Origin of the sequence: Cytobacillus firmus, from assembly GCF_023715565.1 — a bacterium.
In the GTDB taxonomy this organism is placed as follows: Bacteria; Bacillota; Bacilli; order Bacillales; family Cytobacillaceae; genus Cytobacillus; species Cytobacillus firmus_C.
The window spans coordinates 21,368-35,842 of record NZ_JAMBOJ010000007.1 but is presented as its reverse complement, the minus strand read 5'-3'; the positions used below and the strand labels follow the sequence as shown (position 1 = coordinate 35,842).

17 protein-coding genes are annotated in these 14,475 nt (G+C 39.3%); 1 reads left to right on the top strand and 16 read right to left on the bottom strand.

What is annotated here, in order from left to right:
• Positions 1-50: 50 nt before the first annotated feature.
• The 9 genes from M3205_RS04055 to ilvA all read right to left on the bottom strand — a co-directional run bounded on the left by M3205_RS04055 (position 51) and on the right by ilvA (position 7,188).
• Positions 51-632: a YpmS family protein gene (locus M3205_RS04055; protein WP_251168764.1), complete on the bottom strand. Its 582-nt coding sequence runs from the start codon at positions 630-632 to the stop codon at positions 51-53.
• Positions 622-1,461, bottom strand: coding sequence for an SGNH/GDSL hydrolase family protein (locus M3205_RS04050; RefSeq protein ID WP_251168763.1), 840 nt, complete (start codon positions 1,459-1,461; stop codon positions 622-624). The genes M3205_RS04055 and M3205_RS04050 overlap by 11 nt, the downstream gene beginning before the upstream one ends.
• Positions 1,462-1,579: 118 nt before the next feature.
• A complete protein-coding gene (locus M3205_RS04045) occupies positions 1,580-2,161 on the bottom strand; it encodes an SCO family protein (protein WP_251168762.1) in 582 nt (193 codons plus the stop codon).
• Between the two features lie 115 nt (positions 2,162-2,276).
• Positions 2,277-3,260, bottom strand: a complete 984-nt coding sequence (locus M3205_RS04040; protein WP_251168761.1) for a nucleoside hydrolase — start codon at positions 3,258-3,260, stop codon at positions 2,277-2,279.
• Positions 3,261-3,417: 157 nt separating this feature from the next.
• A complete protein-coding gene (locus tag M3205_RS04035) occupies positions 3,418-4,266 on the bottom strand; it encodes a DegV family protein (protein WP_251168760.1) in 849 nt (282 codons plus the stop codon).
• Positions 4,267-4,407: 141 nt separating this feature from the next.
• Complete coding sequence (locus tag M3205_RS04030; protein ID WP_251168759.1) at positions 4,408-4,659, bottom strand: DUF2535 family protein; 252 nt, start codon at positions 4,657-4,659, stop codon at positions 4,408-4,410.
• 89 nt (positions 4,660-4,748) lie between these two features.
• Positions 4,749-5,486: a twin-arginine translocase subunit TatC gene (gene tatC / locus M3205_RS04025; protein ID WP_251168758.1), complete on the bottom strand. Its 738-nt coding sequence runs from the start codon at positions 5,484-5,486 to the stop codon at positions 4,749-4,751.
• Between the two features lie 91 nt (positions 5,487-5,577).
• Complete coding sequence (locus M3205_RS04020) at positions 5,578-5,775, bottom strand: twin-arginine translocase TatA/TatE family subunit (protein ID WP_035331398.1); 198 nt, start codon at positions 5,773-5,775, stop codon at positions 5,578-5,580.
• Between the two features lie 144 nt (positions 5,776-5,919).
• On the bottom strand, positions 5,920-7,188 hold the full coding sequence (ilvA, locus tag M3205_RS04015; protein WP_251168757.1) for a threonine ammonia-lyase IlvA: 1,269 nt from the start codon (positions 7,186-7,188) through the stop codon (positions 5,920-5,922).
• Positions 7,189-7,361: 173 nt separating this feature from the next.
• On the opposite strand from ilvA, the gene M3205_RS04010 reads away from it, so the two are divergent.
• Positions 7,362-7,598, top strand: coding sequence for a hypothetical protein (locus tag M3205_RS04010; RefSeq protein WP_251168756.1), 237 nt, complete (start codon positions 7,362-7,364; stop codon positions 7,596-7,598).
• A gap of 42 nt (positions 7,599-7,640) precedes the next feature.
• Here M3205_RS04010 and M3205_RS04005 read toward each other — a convergent pair whose 3' ends face one another.
• The 7 genes from M3205_RS04005 to M3205_RS03975 all read right to left on the bottom strand — a co-directional run bounded on the left by M3205_RS04005 (position 7,641) and on the right by M3205_RS03975 (position 14,203).
• Entirely contained in the window at positions 7,641-8,372 is a 732-nt protein-coding gene (locus M3205_RS04005) for a lysophospholipid acyltransferase family protein (protein ID WP_251168755.1), read from the bottom strand.
• Positions 8,373-8,488: 116 nt separating this feature from the next.
• Entirely contained in the window at positions 8,489-8,974 is a 486-nt protein-coding gene (locus M3205_RS04000; protein WP_251168754.1) for a dihydrofolate reductase, read from the bottom strand.
• Positions 8,971-9,765: a thymidylate synthase gene (locus M3205_RS03995; protein ID WP_251168753.1), complete on the bottom strand. Its 795-nt coding sequence runs from the start codon at positions 9,763-9,765 to the stop codon at positions 8,971-8,973. Before M3205_RS03995 ends, M3205_RS04000 begins: the two co-directional genes overlap by 4 nt.
• 91 nt (positions 9,766-9,856) lie before the next feature.
• On the bottom strand, positions 9,857-10,558 hold the full coding sequence (locus M3205_RS03990; protein WP_251168752.1) for an anthrax toxin lethal factor-related metalloendopeptidase: 702 nt from the start codon (positions 10,556-10,558) through the stop codon (positions 9,857-9,859).
• A gap of 229 nt (positions 10,559-10,787) precedes the next feature.
• Positions 10,788-11,399 (bottom strand): TerD family protein, encoded by a 612-nt coding sequence (locus M3205_RS03985; RefSeq protein ID WP_251168751.1) that lies wholly within the window; start codon positions 11,397-11,399, stop codon positions 10,788-10,790.
• Between the two features lie 51 nt (positions 11,400-11,450).
• A complete protein-coding gene (locus M3205_RS03980) occupies positions 11,451-12,557 on the bottom strand; it encodes a toxic anion resistance protein (protein WP_251168750.1) in 1,107 nt (368 codons plus the stop codon).
• A 2-nt stretch (positions 12,558-12,559) separates the two neighbouring features.
• A complete protein-coding gene (locus M3205_RS03975; protein ID WP_251168749.1) occupies positions 12,560-14,203 on the bottom strand; it encodes a YceG family protein in 1,644 nt (547 codons plus the stop codon).
• Between the last annotated feature and the right edge of the window lie 272 nt (positions 14,204-14,475).

Sequence of the window (14,475 nt, the reverse complement as noted above, 5' to 3'; positions counted from 1 at the left end):
TAAATATCAAATAGGGAACCCTTCCAAAGCTGCGGAAGGATTTCCTTTTCTCATTTAACAGGAACAAGAAGGGTAAAACGAATATCATCCTGTTTCAGATTAAATTCATCCACTTTTACTTTAACATCACTTTTCAGCTTCATTTGCTGCAGTGACACATAGATTCTTTCTTTCTGCGGCTGAATGGTAACACCTTCCGGAAGTTTGTAGCGGTCTTTTACCAGCTTCAGGACATGTGAAACCGGAAGATTCATCTGCCCAACAGATATTGACTTTTGCTGAAGGACAACATCCCCATTATTCAAGGCTTCTGGTTCAAATGACAATTTCATTTGCAGATCCTGACTGAAGAAAGGGATTGTGCCATACAAATCAACTTCATCGTTTAGGAGGACTTTGTAATCTATTGCTCCTGTCAGCCCTTCTTTTTCAAGGTAGTGGTTAATGATTCTATTCAAATCCTCTTTGTTGGCTTTTATGTTAAAAGGAACGTAATCATCACTATTCTCTGTGATCGCTGTGTAGTTTTCGTCATCTGCCGGTATACTGATAAAAATAAACAGCACAGTTATAATGAGTGCATTAATTGCCAGCAGTGTAAAAAACAGCTTTTTCCATTTTCTATCTTTCAATCAACTTCTCTCCATTTCCTTCAGCTTTCCTTTTATACGGAATATCTTTCAGCACTTCCTCTCTGAGTATTTGATGGACCCGTCCAGCTATTAATTCATAGCCTTTATCATTTGGATGAAAATAGTCAGTAAATAAAAGATTATCATCGGTATTTTCAAATATATCATCTATTTCAACAAAATAAGTCCCTGAGTAATTTCTCAATATTTCCTGGCTAGTGTCATTCCAATCTCCAACAATAGCATTAATTTCCGTTATTTCAGAAAACCATTTTAAAAAGGGGTTATATAAGCCTATTAAAACAATTTTACTATTTGGGTTTACCTCTTTTATCGAATCTAAAACCTCAGTCAGATTTTGTTCATAGGTTTCTTTTTCCTTGGCAAAAGCTCTCAGCTTTAGGTTTGAAAAATTCTCACGGACTACTTTCATAACGTCATTGCCGCCAATGGTTATGATCACCGCGTCTGCTTTCTTCACAACATCTTTTACTTCATCTGTCCCCAGCTTCTTCAATAATTGATCGGAACGATTGCCTTTTACACCGAAATTGTAAAAAACAGCGTCTTGAACACTTTTGTCTTTTTCCAGTGACTTTTCAAGATATGGCACGTACCCTCCACGTTCAGTACTGTCTCCAACCCCCTGGGTTAAAGAGTCACCTACTGCAGCAACAGTAAGGTTTCGAGGAAAAAAATCCAATGGAATTTCTTCTTTAACTGTCAGGCGGGATTCTTTTTCAGAATGAATGATTTCGCTGTGGTTAACTGAACTGCAGGAGGCGAGAAGCAGGATGATCCAAAAGATGAGGGTGAGTTTTTTTACCATACTATCACCTGCCCATTTTTTCTCATTCATATTATAACATGCAGCACAAATTTAAAAATATTTAGCATTATCCGTGCCGTATTCAAACGCTGAAAAAAAATAGACCCTGTTCCAAGGTCTATTGCAATGCTTTAATATCATTCATAATCTTATCTAATGGAATTTCATTAAGACCAGTATAATATTTCATAACTTTTCCATTCTGATCAACAAGATAAAAATCTGTTCCATGGATTACCTGATCACCTGTTTGCGGCTTTTTCACAATGGTTTTGAAATATTCCATAGCATATTTCTCAATATCTTCCTGTTCATATCCGGTCAGAAAATGCCAATTGCTGAAATCTGCATTATAAGTAGATGCAAATTCCTTTAAAACTTCAGGTGTATCCACTTTGGGGTCTACACTGAATGAAACAAATTCAATATTTTTTATGCCTTCCTTTTCAGCCAAATCCTGAAGCTTCTTCATATTAGCTGTCATGGGCATACATACATCTTCGCAATTGGTAAAAATAAAGTCGGCTACCCAAACCTTGCCCTCAAGATCCTTTAAACCAAATTCTTTATTATCCTGGTTTGTATACGTAAAATCAGCCAGTTCCCAATTTAACGCGTCCTTTAAACCGCTCTGTCCGCATGCAGCAAGAACTGCAAGCATAAAAGCAGCAGCCATTACAGCAAAAAATTTTTTCCTCATACATTCACCTGCTTTGATTAGTTACGATGCTAATTTTAGCAAATCTTCATGAAAGAAGAAAGAAGTACTTATGACAAACTTGTGAATAGTATCTCGATCTAATGGATGATAAAAATTATTGAGTTGATTTCGTTTTATTGTTAGTCATAATTTCATAAAATGTCCTGATGAAATTTGAATAATTAAATTGCACAGCAATCCGGTGTATCCGATATTTCATCTTATTTTCGGGAGGGACATTTCTAAAGTCACCAATGCTCTGTCCAAATGCCTCCCCTTTGTCAGTTATTATTTTTACTGGTACATCCAGATACTGAAGGTCCGCCCCGTCAAGCATTGCCCACAAGGTAAATAAATCGTGCATGGGGCTTCCACTAATGCCAAGGTAGGTTTCCTTGTAAAAATTGAAATAATAATCAACCATAGGCTTAAGAATTAAGCCGACTTTATTTTGCACTTTCTGATAATAGGCATCAAGAGAGTCGATAAGTGCCGGAGTAATAATTGCAGACATCGTTACATCCAGAGGAAAGACATGAATTTTCTTCGGCGCATTAGCAAACACAACATTAGCCGCATATGGATCCCCAAAAAAGTTTGCTTCAGCCATTGGAGTCACATTGCCTGGAACATTGAAAGCCCCGCCCATAATATAAAAGTCACTGACTTTACTCATAAGTGCCGGATAAAGGATAAAGGCCGTTGCCAATGAAGAAAGTCTGCCTACATTAACGATTGTTATATTATTTTCATACTTCTCGATCAGTTCCTTAAAATCATCGAAGTTTTCAAACATGTTATTGGAGTTCTCCAGGGTAGGAATAATCGGACCGAGCCCTTCAATGCCATGAACATCCGGGTAAAACACCGGAACATCGCCGGTTAAAGGCAATACAGCTCCGCTGAATACAGGAATATTTTTTTTTCCGGTTAATTCACGAAGGTAAGCAGCATTTCGGACGGCATCCTCCCTTGAAACATTTCCATAATCCGCAACAATTCCAACGATATTGATTTCCTCTGAGAAAAAGGAAAATATAACCGCAACGAAATCGTCAATTCCGAAGTCACTAAAAAGCAAGACATTTTTCCTCTTCAACCCTACACCCCCATAATTCATTTTATTCCGGGGATAATCAAGAATGGCAAATATTTTCAAATAGGATAAAAGTCTTTAATTTTACTATTCTTAACAGTGTTTAAAGAAAAAATTGATTTCGCAAAAAAACGCATAGCCTGATTGCTATGCGTGCTTTTTATTTATCTTCCAGGTGATACATGAATCCTATTGCACCGGGTCCTGTATGTGTACTGACAATTGGAGTGGTTTCTTCTATTTCAATTTCCGCACCGGCATCCATTTCTTCAATCATCGTTTTCAGTTTAGTAGCTAAATCCAGACCTTCTGCATGCACAAGGCCTACCCCTTTTATTGTTTTCCCTTTAATATCTCCGGCAAATTGTTTAGCCAAATATTTGGCAACCTGAGTATGGCTTCTTACTTTAGCAACAGGGGTGTAAACCCCGCCTTCAAGAGATGCAATTGGTTTAATATTCAGCAAAGATCCGATCATTGCTTTCCCTTTGCCGATTCTACCGCCTTTAACGAGGTTTTCCAGTGTATCCACTACTACAAACAATTTAGTGTTAGCGCGGACGGTTTCCAGACGGCTGACAATCTCCTGAATACTTTTCTCATCCCTGGCCATTTTCGCAGCCTCCAAGACTTGAAAGGCCAGTGCTTTGGAAATAAATCTGGAATCTACCACTGTAACATTTGCATGTGACATAGCTGCCGCACTTTCAGCTGATTGAACAGTTCCACTCATTCCGCCAGTCATATGGATGGAAAGAATTTCATAGCCCTGCTCACCCAACCTGTCATATACCTCTGCAAAGACACCTGCTGGAGGCTGTGAGCTTTTTGGCAGTTCGTCAGATTCCTTCATCTTTTTCATGAATTCAGCTGGAGTAATATCTACCCGATCCAAATATGTATCCCCATTAATGTGAATTGATAAAGGAACGACTTCAATATCGAATTCTTCAATCAGTTCTTTTGATAGATCCACTGTAGAATCAGTAACAATTTTTATCCTAGCCATTAGTCCTTCACTTCCCTGCATTTACAATTAGTTCATATTATACATTTAAGCAAAATACAAATAAAGCAAAAAATATAAAGCTTTTCTTACTTAGCCTTAATTGGCTAAAAAAATGCCGGCAGGCAGCCGGCATCAATGTTGTTAAGCATTATTTTTTAATTCTGGAGTCTTAAAAATCTCTTCATAGACCGGCCATTTTAGGACTCGTTTAAGATATTCCCTGAAGGAATGATTCTTACATGTCTTTTCATTGGCATTAATGGCCGCAATAAATGTTTTCAAACGGACTTGGATCATAAAATAATAAGGGCTATCTTTTGCCAATACAGGAATTTCAGTAATTTTTACCTTCTGTCCAACAGCATTTTTGAACTCTAGGCTTTTAAATAGCAAAATATCAATCCTCTTTTTCACCCGTTTGTTACTATTATACCCCAAATACGGCTCGAAATGTGTCTGATTATGCAATCGAATTAATTTTTTTATGAAGATGCCTCTCCTGTATTCTCTTGCTTTTTTAGCTTTCTTTTATAAACAATTTTTGATAAATTGATGCTTATTTCATAAAGCAGCAGCAAAGGAATGGCCACAAGAATATCAGACATAAAGTCTGGAGGTGATATAACAACCGAAATTACGATAAGACCAAAATAGGCATATTTCCTGATTTTAGAAAGCACATACGGATTAAGGATCCCTAGTGAAGTCAGGAACATGATGACGACTGGAAGTTCAAATAAAACTCCAAAAGGCAAAGTCATATTCATGACAAAGCTGAAATATTTATCCGCAGTAAAATTGGCCTCAAACATTTCTCCCCCAAGCTCTACAAGAAAGCTTAATACAGTGGGGAAAATGACAAAATAACCAAAGCAAAGGCCTGTAATAAACAAAATAAACAATGCCGGTACATATGAAAGTGAAATCTTCCGCTCATACTCTGTCAGGGCAGGCTTGACAAATAGCCAAATCTGCAATGCCAGAACAGGTATTGTCGCTGCAATCGCAATAACTGTAGCAAGCATAAAGTAAACCCAGATAATATCACTGGGACCCAAAACGATCAATTTAACGTCCAGGTCTCTTACAAGCCACTTATAAATATCCTCAACAAACACAAAACCTGCTATAAAAAACAGGATAAATGCTGACGCAATTATGATGAGTCTTTTTCTTAATTCATCCAGATGTTCGACTAAGTTTAATTCATTTTCTCCCATACAAATCTCCTGCTAATTTTTTAAAAAGCGGCTTGGCCAGCCAGATTTTTTAAACCAAAACAAAAAGGTGCAAGAAGAATATCCTTACACCTTATTTAACCGTTTTTTTCTTAGTATCCTGTTCAAGCTCATCCATCACGTCACTTGTCAGATCCCGGGTGGATTTTTTAAATTCTCTTAGTGTTTCACCAAACGCACGGCCAATTTCCGGCAGCTTTTTTGGACCGAATATGATTAACGCCAAAACAAGGATTAAAATCAATCCTGGTACACCGATATTTGATAGCATATTCACATCTCCTTTAAAGTACTTCCCTTTTGAATCTATTACGATTATAGTACTTTTCAAAGGAAATGTCACAGATATCATAAAAATTCATATTTCAGCCACATATCTTATTACATAACAGAGATTCTGCAACCCATCGGATGCTTATACGAGCAGATGAAAAAGGTTGCTGTCTTTGTTGATTTCTTTGTATGTGAATCCCTTTTTATTCATTCTCACAATGAGGTCGCTATAATCCTCCCTATGCTTCAGCTCAATTCCTACAAGGGCCGGACCATTCTCTTTATTATTCTTTTTCGTATATTCAAAACGTGTAATATCGTCCGTCGGCCCAAGCACTTCGTCCAGGAACTCTCTTAATGCCCCTGCCCTTTGAGGGAAATTCACAATGAAATGGTAAAGCAGGCCTTCATAAAGCAGGGAACGCTCTTTAATTTCCTGCATGCGGCCAATATCATTATTTCCCCCGCTGATTACACATACAACATTCTTTCCCTTAATTTGATCCCTGCACATATCCAATGCAGCAATCGGCAAAGCACCGGCTGGCTCTGCGACTATCGCATGCTCGTTATATAGTTCAAGGATTGTCGTGCATACTTTCCCTTCAGGTACCATGAAAATATCATCAATAAGCTCATTGCAGATGTCAAAGGTCTTTTCACCTACACACTTCACTGCCGCTCCATCTACAAACTTATCAATCTCTCCAAGCGGTGAGACAGTTTGTACCCTGATGGCTTCGCTCATAGAGGGGGCACCTTCAGGTTCAACTCCAATCATCTGCGTTCCCGGCGAGATGCTTTTTATATACGTACTGAGTCCAGCCATCAATCCGCCTCCGCCAATACTGGCAAAAACAAAGTCCACTTGCTCTTCACAATCGTTGAGCATCTCAACCGCTACTGTTCCCTGTCCCGCTATCACCATTTCATCATCAAACGGATGAATGAAAGCCCTGCCCTCCTCTGCGGCACACTTAAGAGCTTCGTGATAGGAATCATCAAACGTGTCTCCTACCAGAATGATCTCCACTGAATCTCTCCCAAACAGCTCTACCTGGCTCACCTTCTGTCTCGGTGTAGTTGCCGGCATAAAGATCTTTCCCTGCACTCCCAGGTGTCTGCATGCATAAGCAACACCCTGCGCATGATTTCCAGCACTTGCACAGACAATCCCATTTTCAAGCTCCTCCGAAGTTAAAGATTTAACTTTATAGTAGGCGCCTCTTAATTTAAATGAGCGGACATGCTGAAGATCTTCTCTTTTCAAATAAACATTGCACTCATACTTTTCTGATAGGCGTTCATTTTTCTGTAAAGGTGTATGGGCAACAATATCCTTTAGCTGCTGGTATGCAATTAAAATATCTTCCAACTGCACCCATTTTTTTGTCATTAATTTCTGTTCCATTTTGCCACCCTCTTCTTTACAAGTTATTAATTTGTACATTATACCATGACAAATCGCGATTTCAATCCGATATTTTTAAAATTTACATTTTTCGAATTATTTTATGGATAGAAATAGTTTAAACTGACATATAATAAGCAAAAGTTAATTTATATTTATAAAGGGGTGCAGTAATGGAGTTTTCTTTATGCAGTCTGGATAGCGCTTTGCCTGTGGAGGTAACAGTGGATGAAGACAATGGCAGATATATGATTCGGAAAAGCGACACAAGTGGAGAATACTTCAACAGTGCAGATGAATTAATAGAGTGGGTGAAAGAGAACTTTAACGCAGAAGAATTTTGCGATCCCAGGGAATACCACGGCATGATTCAGAAGCTCACAGATTATTTAGTGAATCCAAATTTATAGTTTACTTTATGAAAAGGCCCCTGACTGACTGGGGCCTTCTTTTTATGAAGCAATTTTCCTATCCGAAAGACTGCTGCAGATTATCCTTCTTACTTCCTGTGCAAGAAACTTCGCATCCATATCTTTAACAATCCTTGCATTCACAGGCTTGCACACCCTGATTTCAATTTTAGCCGGCTTTATGAGCCTCCCATTCTTTTCAAAGGCATCTGCTGTCCCTTTTATAGAAATTGGCACTATCGGAACACCTGCATCCTGTGCAAGCCTAAATCCGCCTACTTTAAAAGGCGCTACCTGCCCACCCCTGCTTCTCGTTCCTTCGGGGAAAATCAGGAGAGAGTGCCCCTGTTTTAATAGCAATGCAGCATTCTTTAAAGAATTGATGGCACTGCATCGATTGCTGCGATCAATAAAGACACAATTCATGACTTTCATCCATGAAGAGATTATGGGTGCTTTCCTCACTTCAACTTTCGATATAAAACCAAAAGGTTTATTAATAGCTGTAAGAAGTGCTGGGATGTCGAAATCCCCTTCATGGTTGCAAACAATGACGACAGGCCCTTCTGGAATAAACTCCTGCCCTGTAATTTTCACTTGGGAGCCCGATATTTTCATTACTGTCCTGGACCACTTTTGGGGGACATTATGAATGATGCGGTCGCGTTCCTCAACAGGGAGAGCTGAATTCAGGTTTTTCATACGTGATAAGGCAGGAAGGCTATAAATTAAATACCCGCCCGTATAAAGAAAAAAGAATACCAATCGAAACATACATACCTCCAGTTATTGGAATGGTTTTCATTATATAATAATCATTACTCTTTCACTATATGTCAGCAGTTTAAACGGTCAAAAAAGCAGCCCGCACCAGCAGGCTGCTTTTAAGATTATTTTCTTTTATAGATAAGGAATTCAAAATCATACCGATTTTTCTCATCCCTTGTGCCCTTCTCCCTTGAAAGGAGTTCCCATTCTGACATATCCAATTCAGGAAAATATGTATCTCCTTCAAACTGGTCATATATCATAGTCAGATATAGACGGTCAGCTGCAGGAAGAATGGCTTTAAAAATCTCGGCGCCGCCAATGACAAAAATCTCATCTTCCTTCTCTCCGCTGTATTTCAGCAGCTCCTCAACTGTATGCACTACTGTGCACCCTTCACAGGAAAAGGATTTATTCCGGGTTATAACAATATTTTCTCTTCCAGGCAGAGGTCTCCCGATTGAATCCCAGGTTTTGCGTCCCATGGCAATCGGATGCCCCATCGTCGTTCTTTTAAAAAACTTTAAATCCTCAGGCAAATGCCATGGAAGCTTATTATCCCTGCCGATCACACGATTCTCATCCATTGCCCACATTAAAGAAATCATACACTGACAACTCCTTTAATATGAGGATACGGTTCATAGTCTTCAAGCTGGAAATCGTCAAATTTAAAGCTGAAAATATCTTTCACATCTGGATTAATCTTCATTATTGGAAGCTTTCGTGGATTGCGGCCCAGCTGGAGGTTTACCTGTTCAAGATGATTCTGGTAGATATGCACATCCCCGAAAGTATGAATAAATTCACCAGGCTCCAGATCACAAACCTGCGCAACCATCATGGTCAGTAAAGCATAGGAAGCAATATTGAACGGCACGCCGAGAAAGACATCTGCAGATCTCTGATAAAGCTGACAGGATAGCTTTCCATCTGCAGCGTAAAACTGGAACATGCAGTGGCAAGGCGGCAAAGCCATCTTTTCAATTTCTCCAACATTCCATGCATTAACAATCAGGCGGCGGGAATCAGGATTTGTTTTGATTTGATTAATCAGGTCCGTGATCTGATCAACTGTATTACCATCAGCACCTGTCCATGATCTCCACTGATGTCCATAAACAGGTCCGAGATTCCCCTCGTCGTCTGCCCACTCATTCCATATCCTCACACCATTGTCCTGAAGGTATTTCACATTTGTATCTCCATTTAAAAACCATAATAGCTCATGGATAATAGATTTCAAATGTAATTTCTTAGTAGTAACAAGCGGGAATCCCTCTTGGAGGTCAAAGCGCATCTGATAACCAAACGTGCTTATTGTACCCGTGCCTGTGCGGTCTTCTTTCTTTTTGCCATTTTCAAAAACATGCCTGCAAAGATCCAAATATTGTTTCATATTCAACCCAACCTTTTTAAAATACTCATTCTATTGTACACAATTTTTGTTCGTTTCACATTAGAGAAATATTATATAAAAACGCGTAAAATTATTTTAATTCTTTAATAAAAGAATAGGTTTTCGGAGCATTCTCTCTTAATAATTCCCTCGTTTCGCCTTCTGCAAAATACATCGCAAAAGCCTCAGCGAAATATTCTTCCGGAAAGGAAAGCAGATAATTATGTCCCGGGAACAATTTAGCTTTTTCCGCTTTCCACACAGAGAGAAACTTCTGATTATATCGAATGCCATCGTACACATGACGATCAACAGAATGGGCAAGTTCATGAAGTTCCAGATTAACGGATCCATGGCCTTTCCCCTTCTCACTGAAGCCTATTTTTACAAGGACTGTTTTTGCCCCTCCAATCCCGGGTACATCATCCCAAGTGGTATCCCCTGTGTAGCCTCGGGGAATTACCCCTGTGAGATGCTGAGCTGTAGGATTATCAGTCAGTTTTCCCGTAAATAATTTCACCCTGATATCTTCATCCTCTATTTTGGCGAGCAGGGAAACGGGCAGATGATCCACCCGGGAAATCATCTCTGCAGCATCTCTCTCATCAAAAGGTTCGAGAGGCACAATAAAGATTTCACCAAGCTGGCGTGGAGAGTTCAGACTGAGTAACTGTTTAAGCTGGGAGGAATGCGGGTAATCTTTTAATTTTATACCGCCCATTGCAGCCTGAGAATTCCCAAGCAGTGCAAGGGAAACGATTATAAGTGTAAATGCAAGTACTTTTTTGCGCATGTTAATAGCCCCTTCTGCTAATCTGAGATGTATAATTTGCGGTCAACAGAGCTATTTGAAGTGCATAGCTGCGGAACTGCCTGATTGGAGAAAAAATCTTTAACCGATCTGTTAATCTATTAAAATTATAACATATGAAAGAAGGGTTAAAAGGAATCAAATGATGGAAAAATTTTATGAAAATTCAAAAAGGGCCCGAGTAATTTCGGACCCTTAGAAGTTAATTTTATTAAGAATAAGAGCGCACTACATCTGAAAGGCCAGGAGAAGTCGTTCCAGTTCCAACTGCTGCAAATTTCCAGTCGCCTCCATGCCGATAAATCTCTCCAACTATTATGCTGGTACTTCCGCTGTAGTTGTCAGTCAGGTTGTAATGAATCAGTTCCTGATTGTTGCTGGAGTTTACCACTCTGATAAATGCATTCTGAATCATGCCGAAATGCTGCTTTCTCTTAACAGCGTCATAAATATTTACAACGAAAACCATTTTGTGAATATGAGCAGGCACTCTGCTTAAATCAATCAGCAACTGCTCGTCGTCTCCGTCACCTGCTCCTGTGAGGTTATCTCCAGTATGCTGAACACTTCCATCTGCACTCTTTAAATTGCCGAAGTAAATGACATCTTTATTGCTCTTTAGCTTTCCATTTTCACCAAGCATGATTACAGAAGCGTCGCAATCGATATTTGCTCCGCCGCCTCCGCCGAATAAAGATCCTAGGAGACCACCGCCTCCGCTTTTTTGCACTGGATCCCAGCCTAATCCTACCATAATTTTAGATAATCCCGGATTTCCTTTAGTTAAATCAACACGCTGGCCTTTTTGAAGATTTATTGCCATATCAATTCCACCTCGTCAATAATTTATATTTTATTAAAAATGATCAGCTGACTAACCCTGCTGCTTCATTTTTTTAAAATTGTCCTGGAGCTGTTCCAGTCTCCTGGTTCCTTCTTCACGCAAACGTTTGTTTTCTTCTTCTATTGATTTTGTCTCCTGCATACCTTTCATGATGATATTCCAGGATTCCTCAATCGTTTCAATTTTAATGCTTGGACCGCCTGCCAATCTTGCAATATCAGCACTTTGGTTTGAAATATTCTGGGCATTGCGCACCAGCATTTCATTTGTCCGTCTGTCCAGCTCGCTCATAGAATCAGCAACAAGTTTTTGTCTTTTGGCTGCGACTGCCTGAATCAGACCGTTTTTAAAGATTGGAATAGTGGTTACAAAGGCAGAATTAATCTTTCCGATGAGCTTGGTATTTCCTCTCTGAAGCAGCCGGATTTGCGGTGCTGTCTGAAGGGCAACCATTTTAGCCATTTCAAGATCATAAACTCTTTGCTCGAGTAAATCGACAGCATTTCTTAATGTATCAAGCTGCATCGAAGCCATCTGATCTCCCTGAGCTGCCCGCGCTTCCAGCTGTGGAAGCTGATTTGCCTTTAAATCTTCAGCTTTCATCTGGCCTGCAACAGCATATTTTTCGAGAGTCAGATAGTACTGATAATTCTGCTCATACATTTGTTCAAGCATGGTTGTAGAATCGACCATTTCACTTTGATATTTGGAAATCTCAACATAGACCTTATCAATTTCCGCACCCATTGTCTGGTATTTTCCGAAAAGCTTCTCAATCATTTTTTCTCCTCGCTTGAAAAGTTTTCCAAATATACCTTTAGGTCCCTGCTCGAAATCCTTCTTGTCAAACTTGTCCATAATCCTTCCCAGCTGCTTTAAAAGTTCACCTGAATCTTCAACCTTCGTCGTTCTCATATTGCTCAATATTTGGTCAGAGAAGCGGGAAATCTGAACAGCAGGCTCTTTGCCGAATTCAAGTATTTGAATTTGATCCTTCTCATCAATGGACCTGGCCAGATTTTGCACCTCAGGCTCCTGTCTTAAAGCAAGCTTAATTTCTGAAACGTTATTTTCGGTTAATTTATCATCCTGCATCTCAGCTGTTAAATTTAGTTCTGTTGATTTGGTCGGATTCATTTTCAATCACCCTTTAAATTTTTTAATAATCCTTGAAAGAGAACCTTTTTTAGAAAGGATGGTTCCTTAAATTCTTGTTCAAACACAACATCCTCGAGCCAGTGAACATCATATAAATCATCCTCAATGAAGTTTTCAATGTCATTATGGCCCGGCGGATTATAAAGTACAATATCTATGCCAAACTGATTAAGCAGCAAAAGGAGTGCTGTATCCGATCTTACCATTGTCCCGTTCAGCTCGTTATTATAGAGGATAATCTTAGGGACTTCCTGAGAGTAATCAAATTGCTGCATTAATTTTAGAATGCTCGGCGGAATTTGCAGACTTTGGCTGAACAGATAAATCTTCAATTCTTCTTCCGATTCACCAGGCAGCGGCTTTAATCGCGGGCGATCACATATATTTCTAATGGCCTTTGCAATTCCATGTTGAAGACCGCCAGGAAGCTGCTGATATCGCCAATAGTGCCCTGAAATTATTTTTTCAGGGTCAAGCTTTCCTTCCCCGTCCAGTGCATTGCGATAATGGAAACGAAAATCATTACTGACGCTATTGGTGAAAGGGAACCTTTTTATCAGCAGACTTTCTTCATATTGGCTGATCGTTTGTATTCGATCCCAGTATTCCTTGCGATTCCTGCTTACTCCCTGAATCTTTGAAAAAATGGAAGGTATCATAACACTTCCATCCCTCACCTCAAAGTTTGGACGGATCATGGCTTTCTCTTTAATTAGAATAAAAAGTTCATCATAAGTGGTTTTCAAAGTCACAGAAGAAGGAGTATACTCTCTAAGCTGCCACGGTTTATAAAGTCCTGAACCCTCATGGTTAAGAATGGTTTCTATTTCCCTGGAAGCCCTATAGGCGACTGTAGCACTCCTTCGTCTTTTTTCCAGCGGGAAAGATTCTGGCTTTTTCTTTTCAGGATAATGATGTACAAAAGAATCCTGAACTTCCTGACCCATTTCTGAAAGAACGTCTTCTCCCGAAGGAGAAAAATAAAGTACATCGCATCCCATTTGGATTAGATAGTACAAAAAGTAATAATGACTCTTTTTCCCATTTCCGTACCATAGGATTTTTGGCATGCCTGCTTTCGGGTCAATATCTTTAAGATCTGCACCTAAATGATTAGCGGTCCACTTAATCACATCTACAAGCACTCTTCTTATATCCTGGTTTTTCAATCCGTCTGATTCTTTTTGAGAAAACAGATTCAGCATACTGATCATCGCTTCTCTTATTTTTCTGTGCATGGCCGGTGAGGAAGATTTGAGCAGCAGCTGTTCTCCATCTAGAAAAGCAGCAAATCGGTTTATGGATAAATTCTGTTCCCGGTTAATATTTAGGACTTTTTGTATCGACTGAAACTGCTGGTTATTTATGGTTTTATCCAGATGTTCTTCACTGAGGAGGAGAAGCCCTGAATTCTGTGTATGAATTAGATCAAAAAGACGATTATAATATTCATCTTCATCAAGGGGAACTCCAAGGAATCTGGCAACAATTTGGCTAACATGCAGCGTTTTCTGTTCCTCTTTGTAACTTTCACGTTCATGATTAGGCTTTGTTAACTGAGAGCTCCAGTTCTCATATGTAACTTTTAAGATATGAGTTTTAATTTGACTGTACGACAAGTTCAATAGTTATCCCTTCCCTCTATGAGCGAAAGATGCATTCTTATCATTTCATTCAAAAATTGCGTTTCGATTCCCGGGTAATGGCACGGGACAAAAGATATGTAAACTTATTACCATCATATCATAGGAATACAGCCTTTTTCTAAAATGGTTTACTTTCTTTACGAATTAACAGTAAGAAAGTTTCATTTCAGCATTATTTTTCATTGCTGAATGACCTCAGATGGACTTTTTCACCTTTATTCCTGTCTCCGCATAAAGTGGAGTACTCTGTA

Bases quoted from the DNA above. Each gene is read 5' to 3' on its own strand.
- M3205_RS04050 (WP_251168763.1), bottom strand. From the start codon at position 1,461: ATGGTAAAAAAACTCACCCTCATCTTTTGGATCATCCTGCTTCTCGCC.
- M3205_RS04045 (WP_251168762.1), bottom strand. From the start codon at position 2,161: ATGAGGAAAAAATTTTTTGCTGTAATGGCTGCTGCTTTTATGCTTGCA.
- M3205_RS04035 (WP_251168760.1), bottom strand. From the start codon at position 4,266: ATGGCTAGGATAAAAATTGTTACTGATTCTACAGTGGATCTATCAAAA.
- tatC (WP_251168758.1), bottom strand. From the start codon at position 5,486: ATGGGAGAAAATGAATTAAACTTAGTCGAACATCTGGATGAATTAAGA.
- M3205_RS04020 (WP_035331398.1), bottom strand. From the start codon at position 5,775: ATGCTATCAAATATCGGTGTACCAGGATTGATTTTAATCCTTGTTTTG.
- ilvA (WP_251168757.1), bottom strand. From the start codon at position 7,188: ATGGAACAGAAATTAATGACAAAAAAATGGGTGCAGTTGGAAGATATT.
- M3205_RS04010 (WP_251168756.1), top strand. From the start codon at position 7,362: ATGGAGTTTTCTTTATGCAGTCTGGATAGCGCTTTGCCTGTGGAGGTA.
- M3205_RS04005 (WP_251168755.1), bottom strand. From the start codon at position 8,372: ATGTTTCGATTGGTATTCTTTTTTCTTTATACGGGCGGGTATTTAATT.
- M3205_RS04000 (WP_251168754.1), bottom strand. From the start codon at position 8,974: ATGATTTCTTTAATGTGGGCAATGGATGAGAATCGTGTGATCGGCAGG.
- M3205_RS03995 (WP_251168753.1), bottom strand. From the start codon at position 9,765: ATGAAACAATATTTGGATCTTTGCAGGCATGTTTTTGAAAATGGCAAA.
- M3205_RS03990 (WP_251168752.1), bottom strand. From the start codon at position 10,558: ATGCGCAAAAAAGTACTTGCATTTACACTTATAATCGTTTCCCTTGCA.
- M3205_RS03985 (WP_251168751.1), bottom strand. From the start codon at position 11,399: ATGGCAATAAATCTTCAAAAAGGCCAGCGTGTTGATTTAACTAAAGGA.
- M3205_RS03980 (WP_251168750.1), bottom strand. From the start codon at position 12,557: ATGAATCCGACCAAATCAACAGAACTAAATTTAACAGCTGAGATGCAG.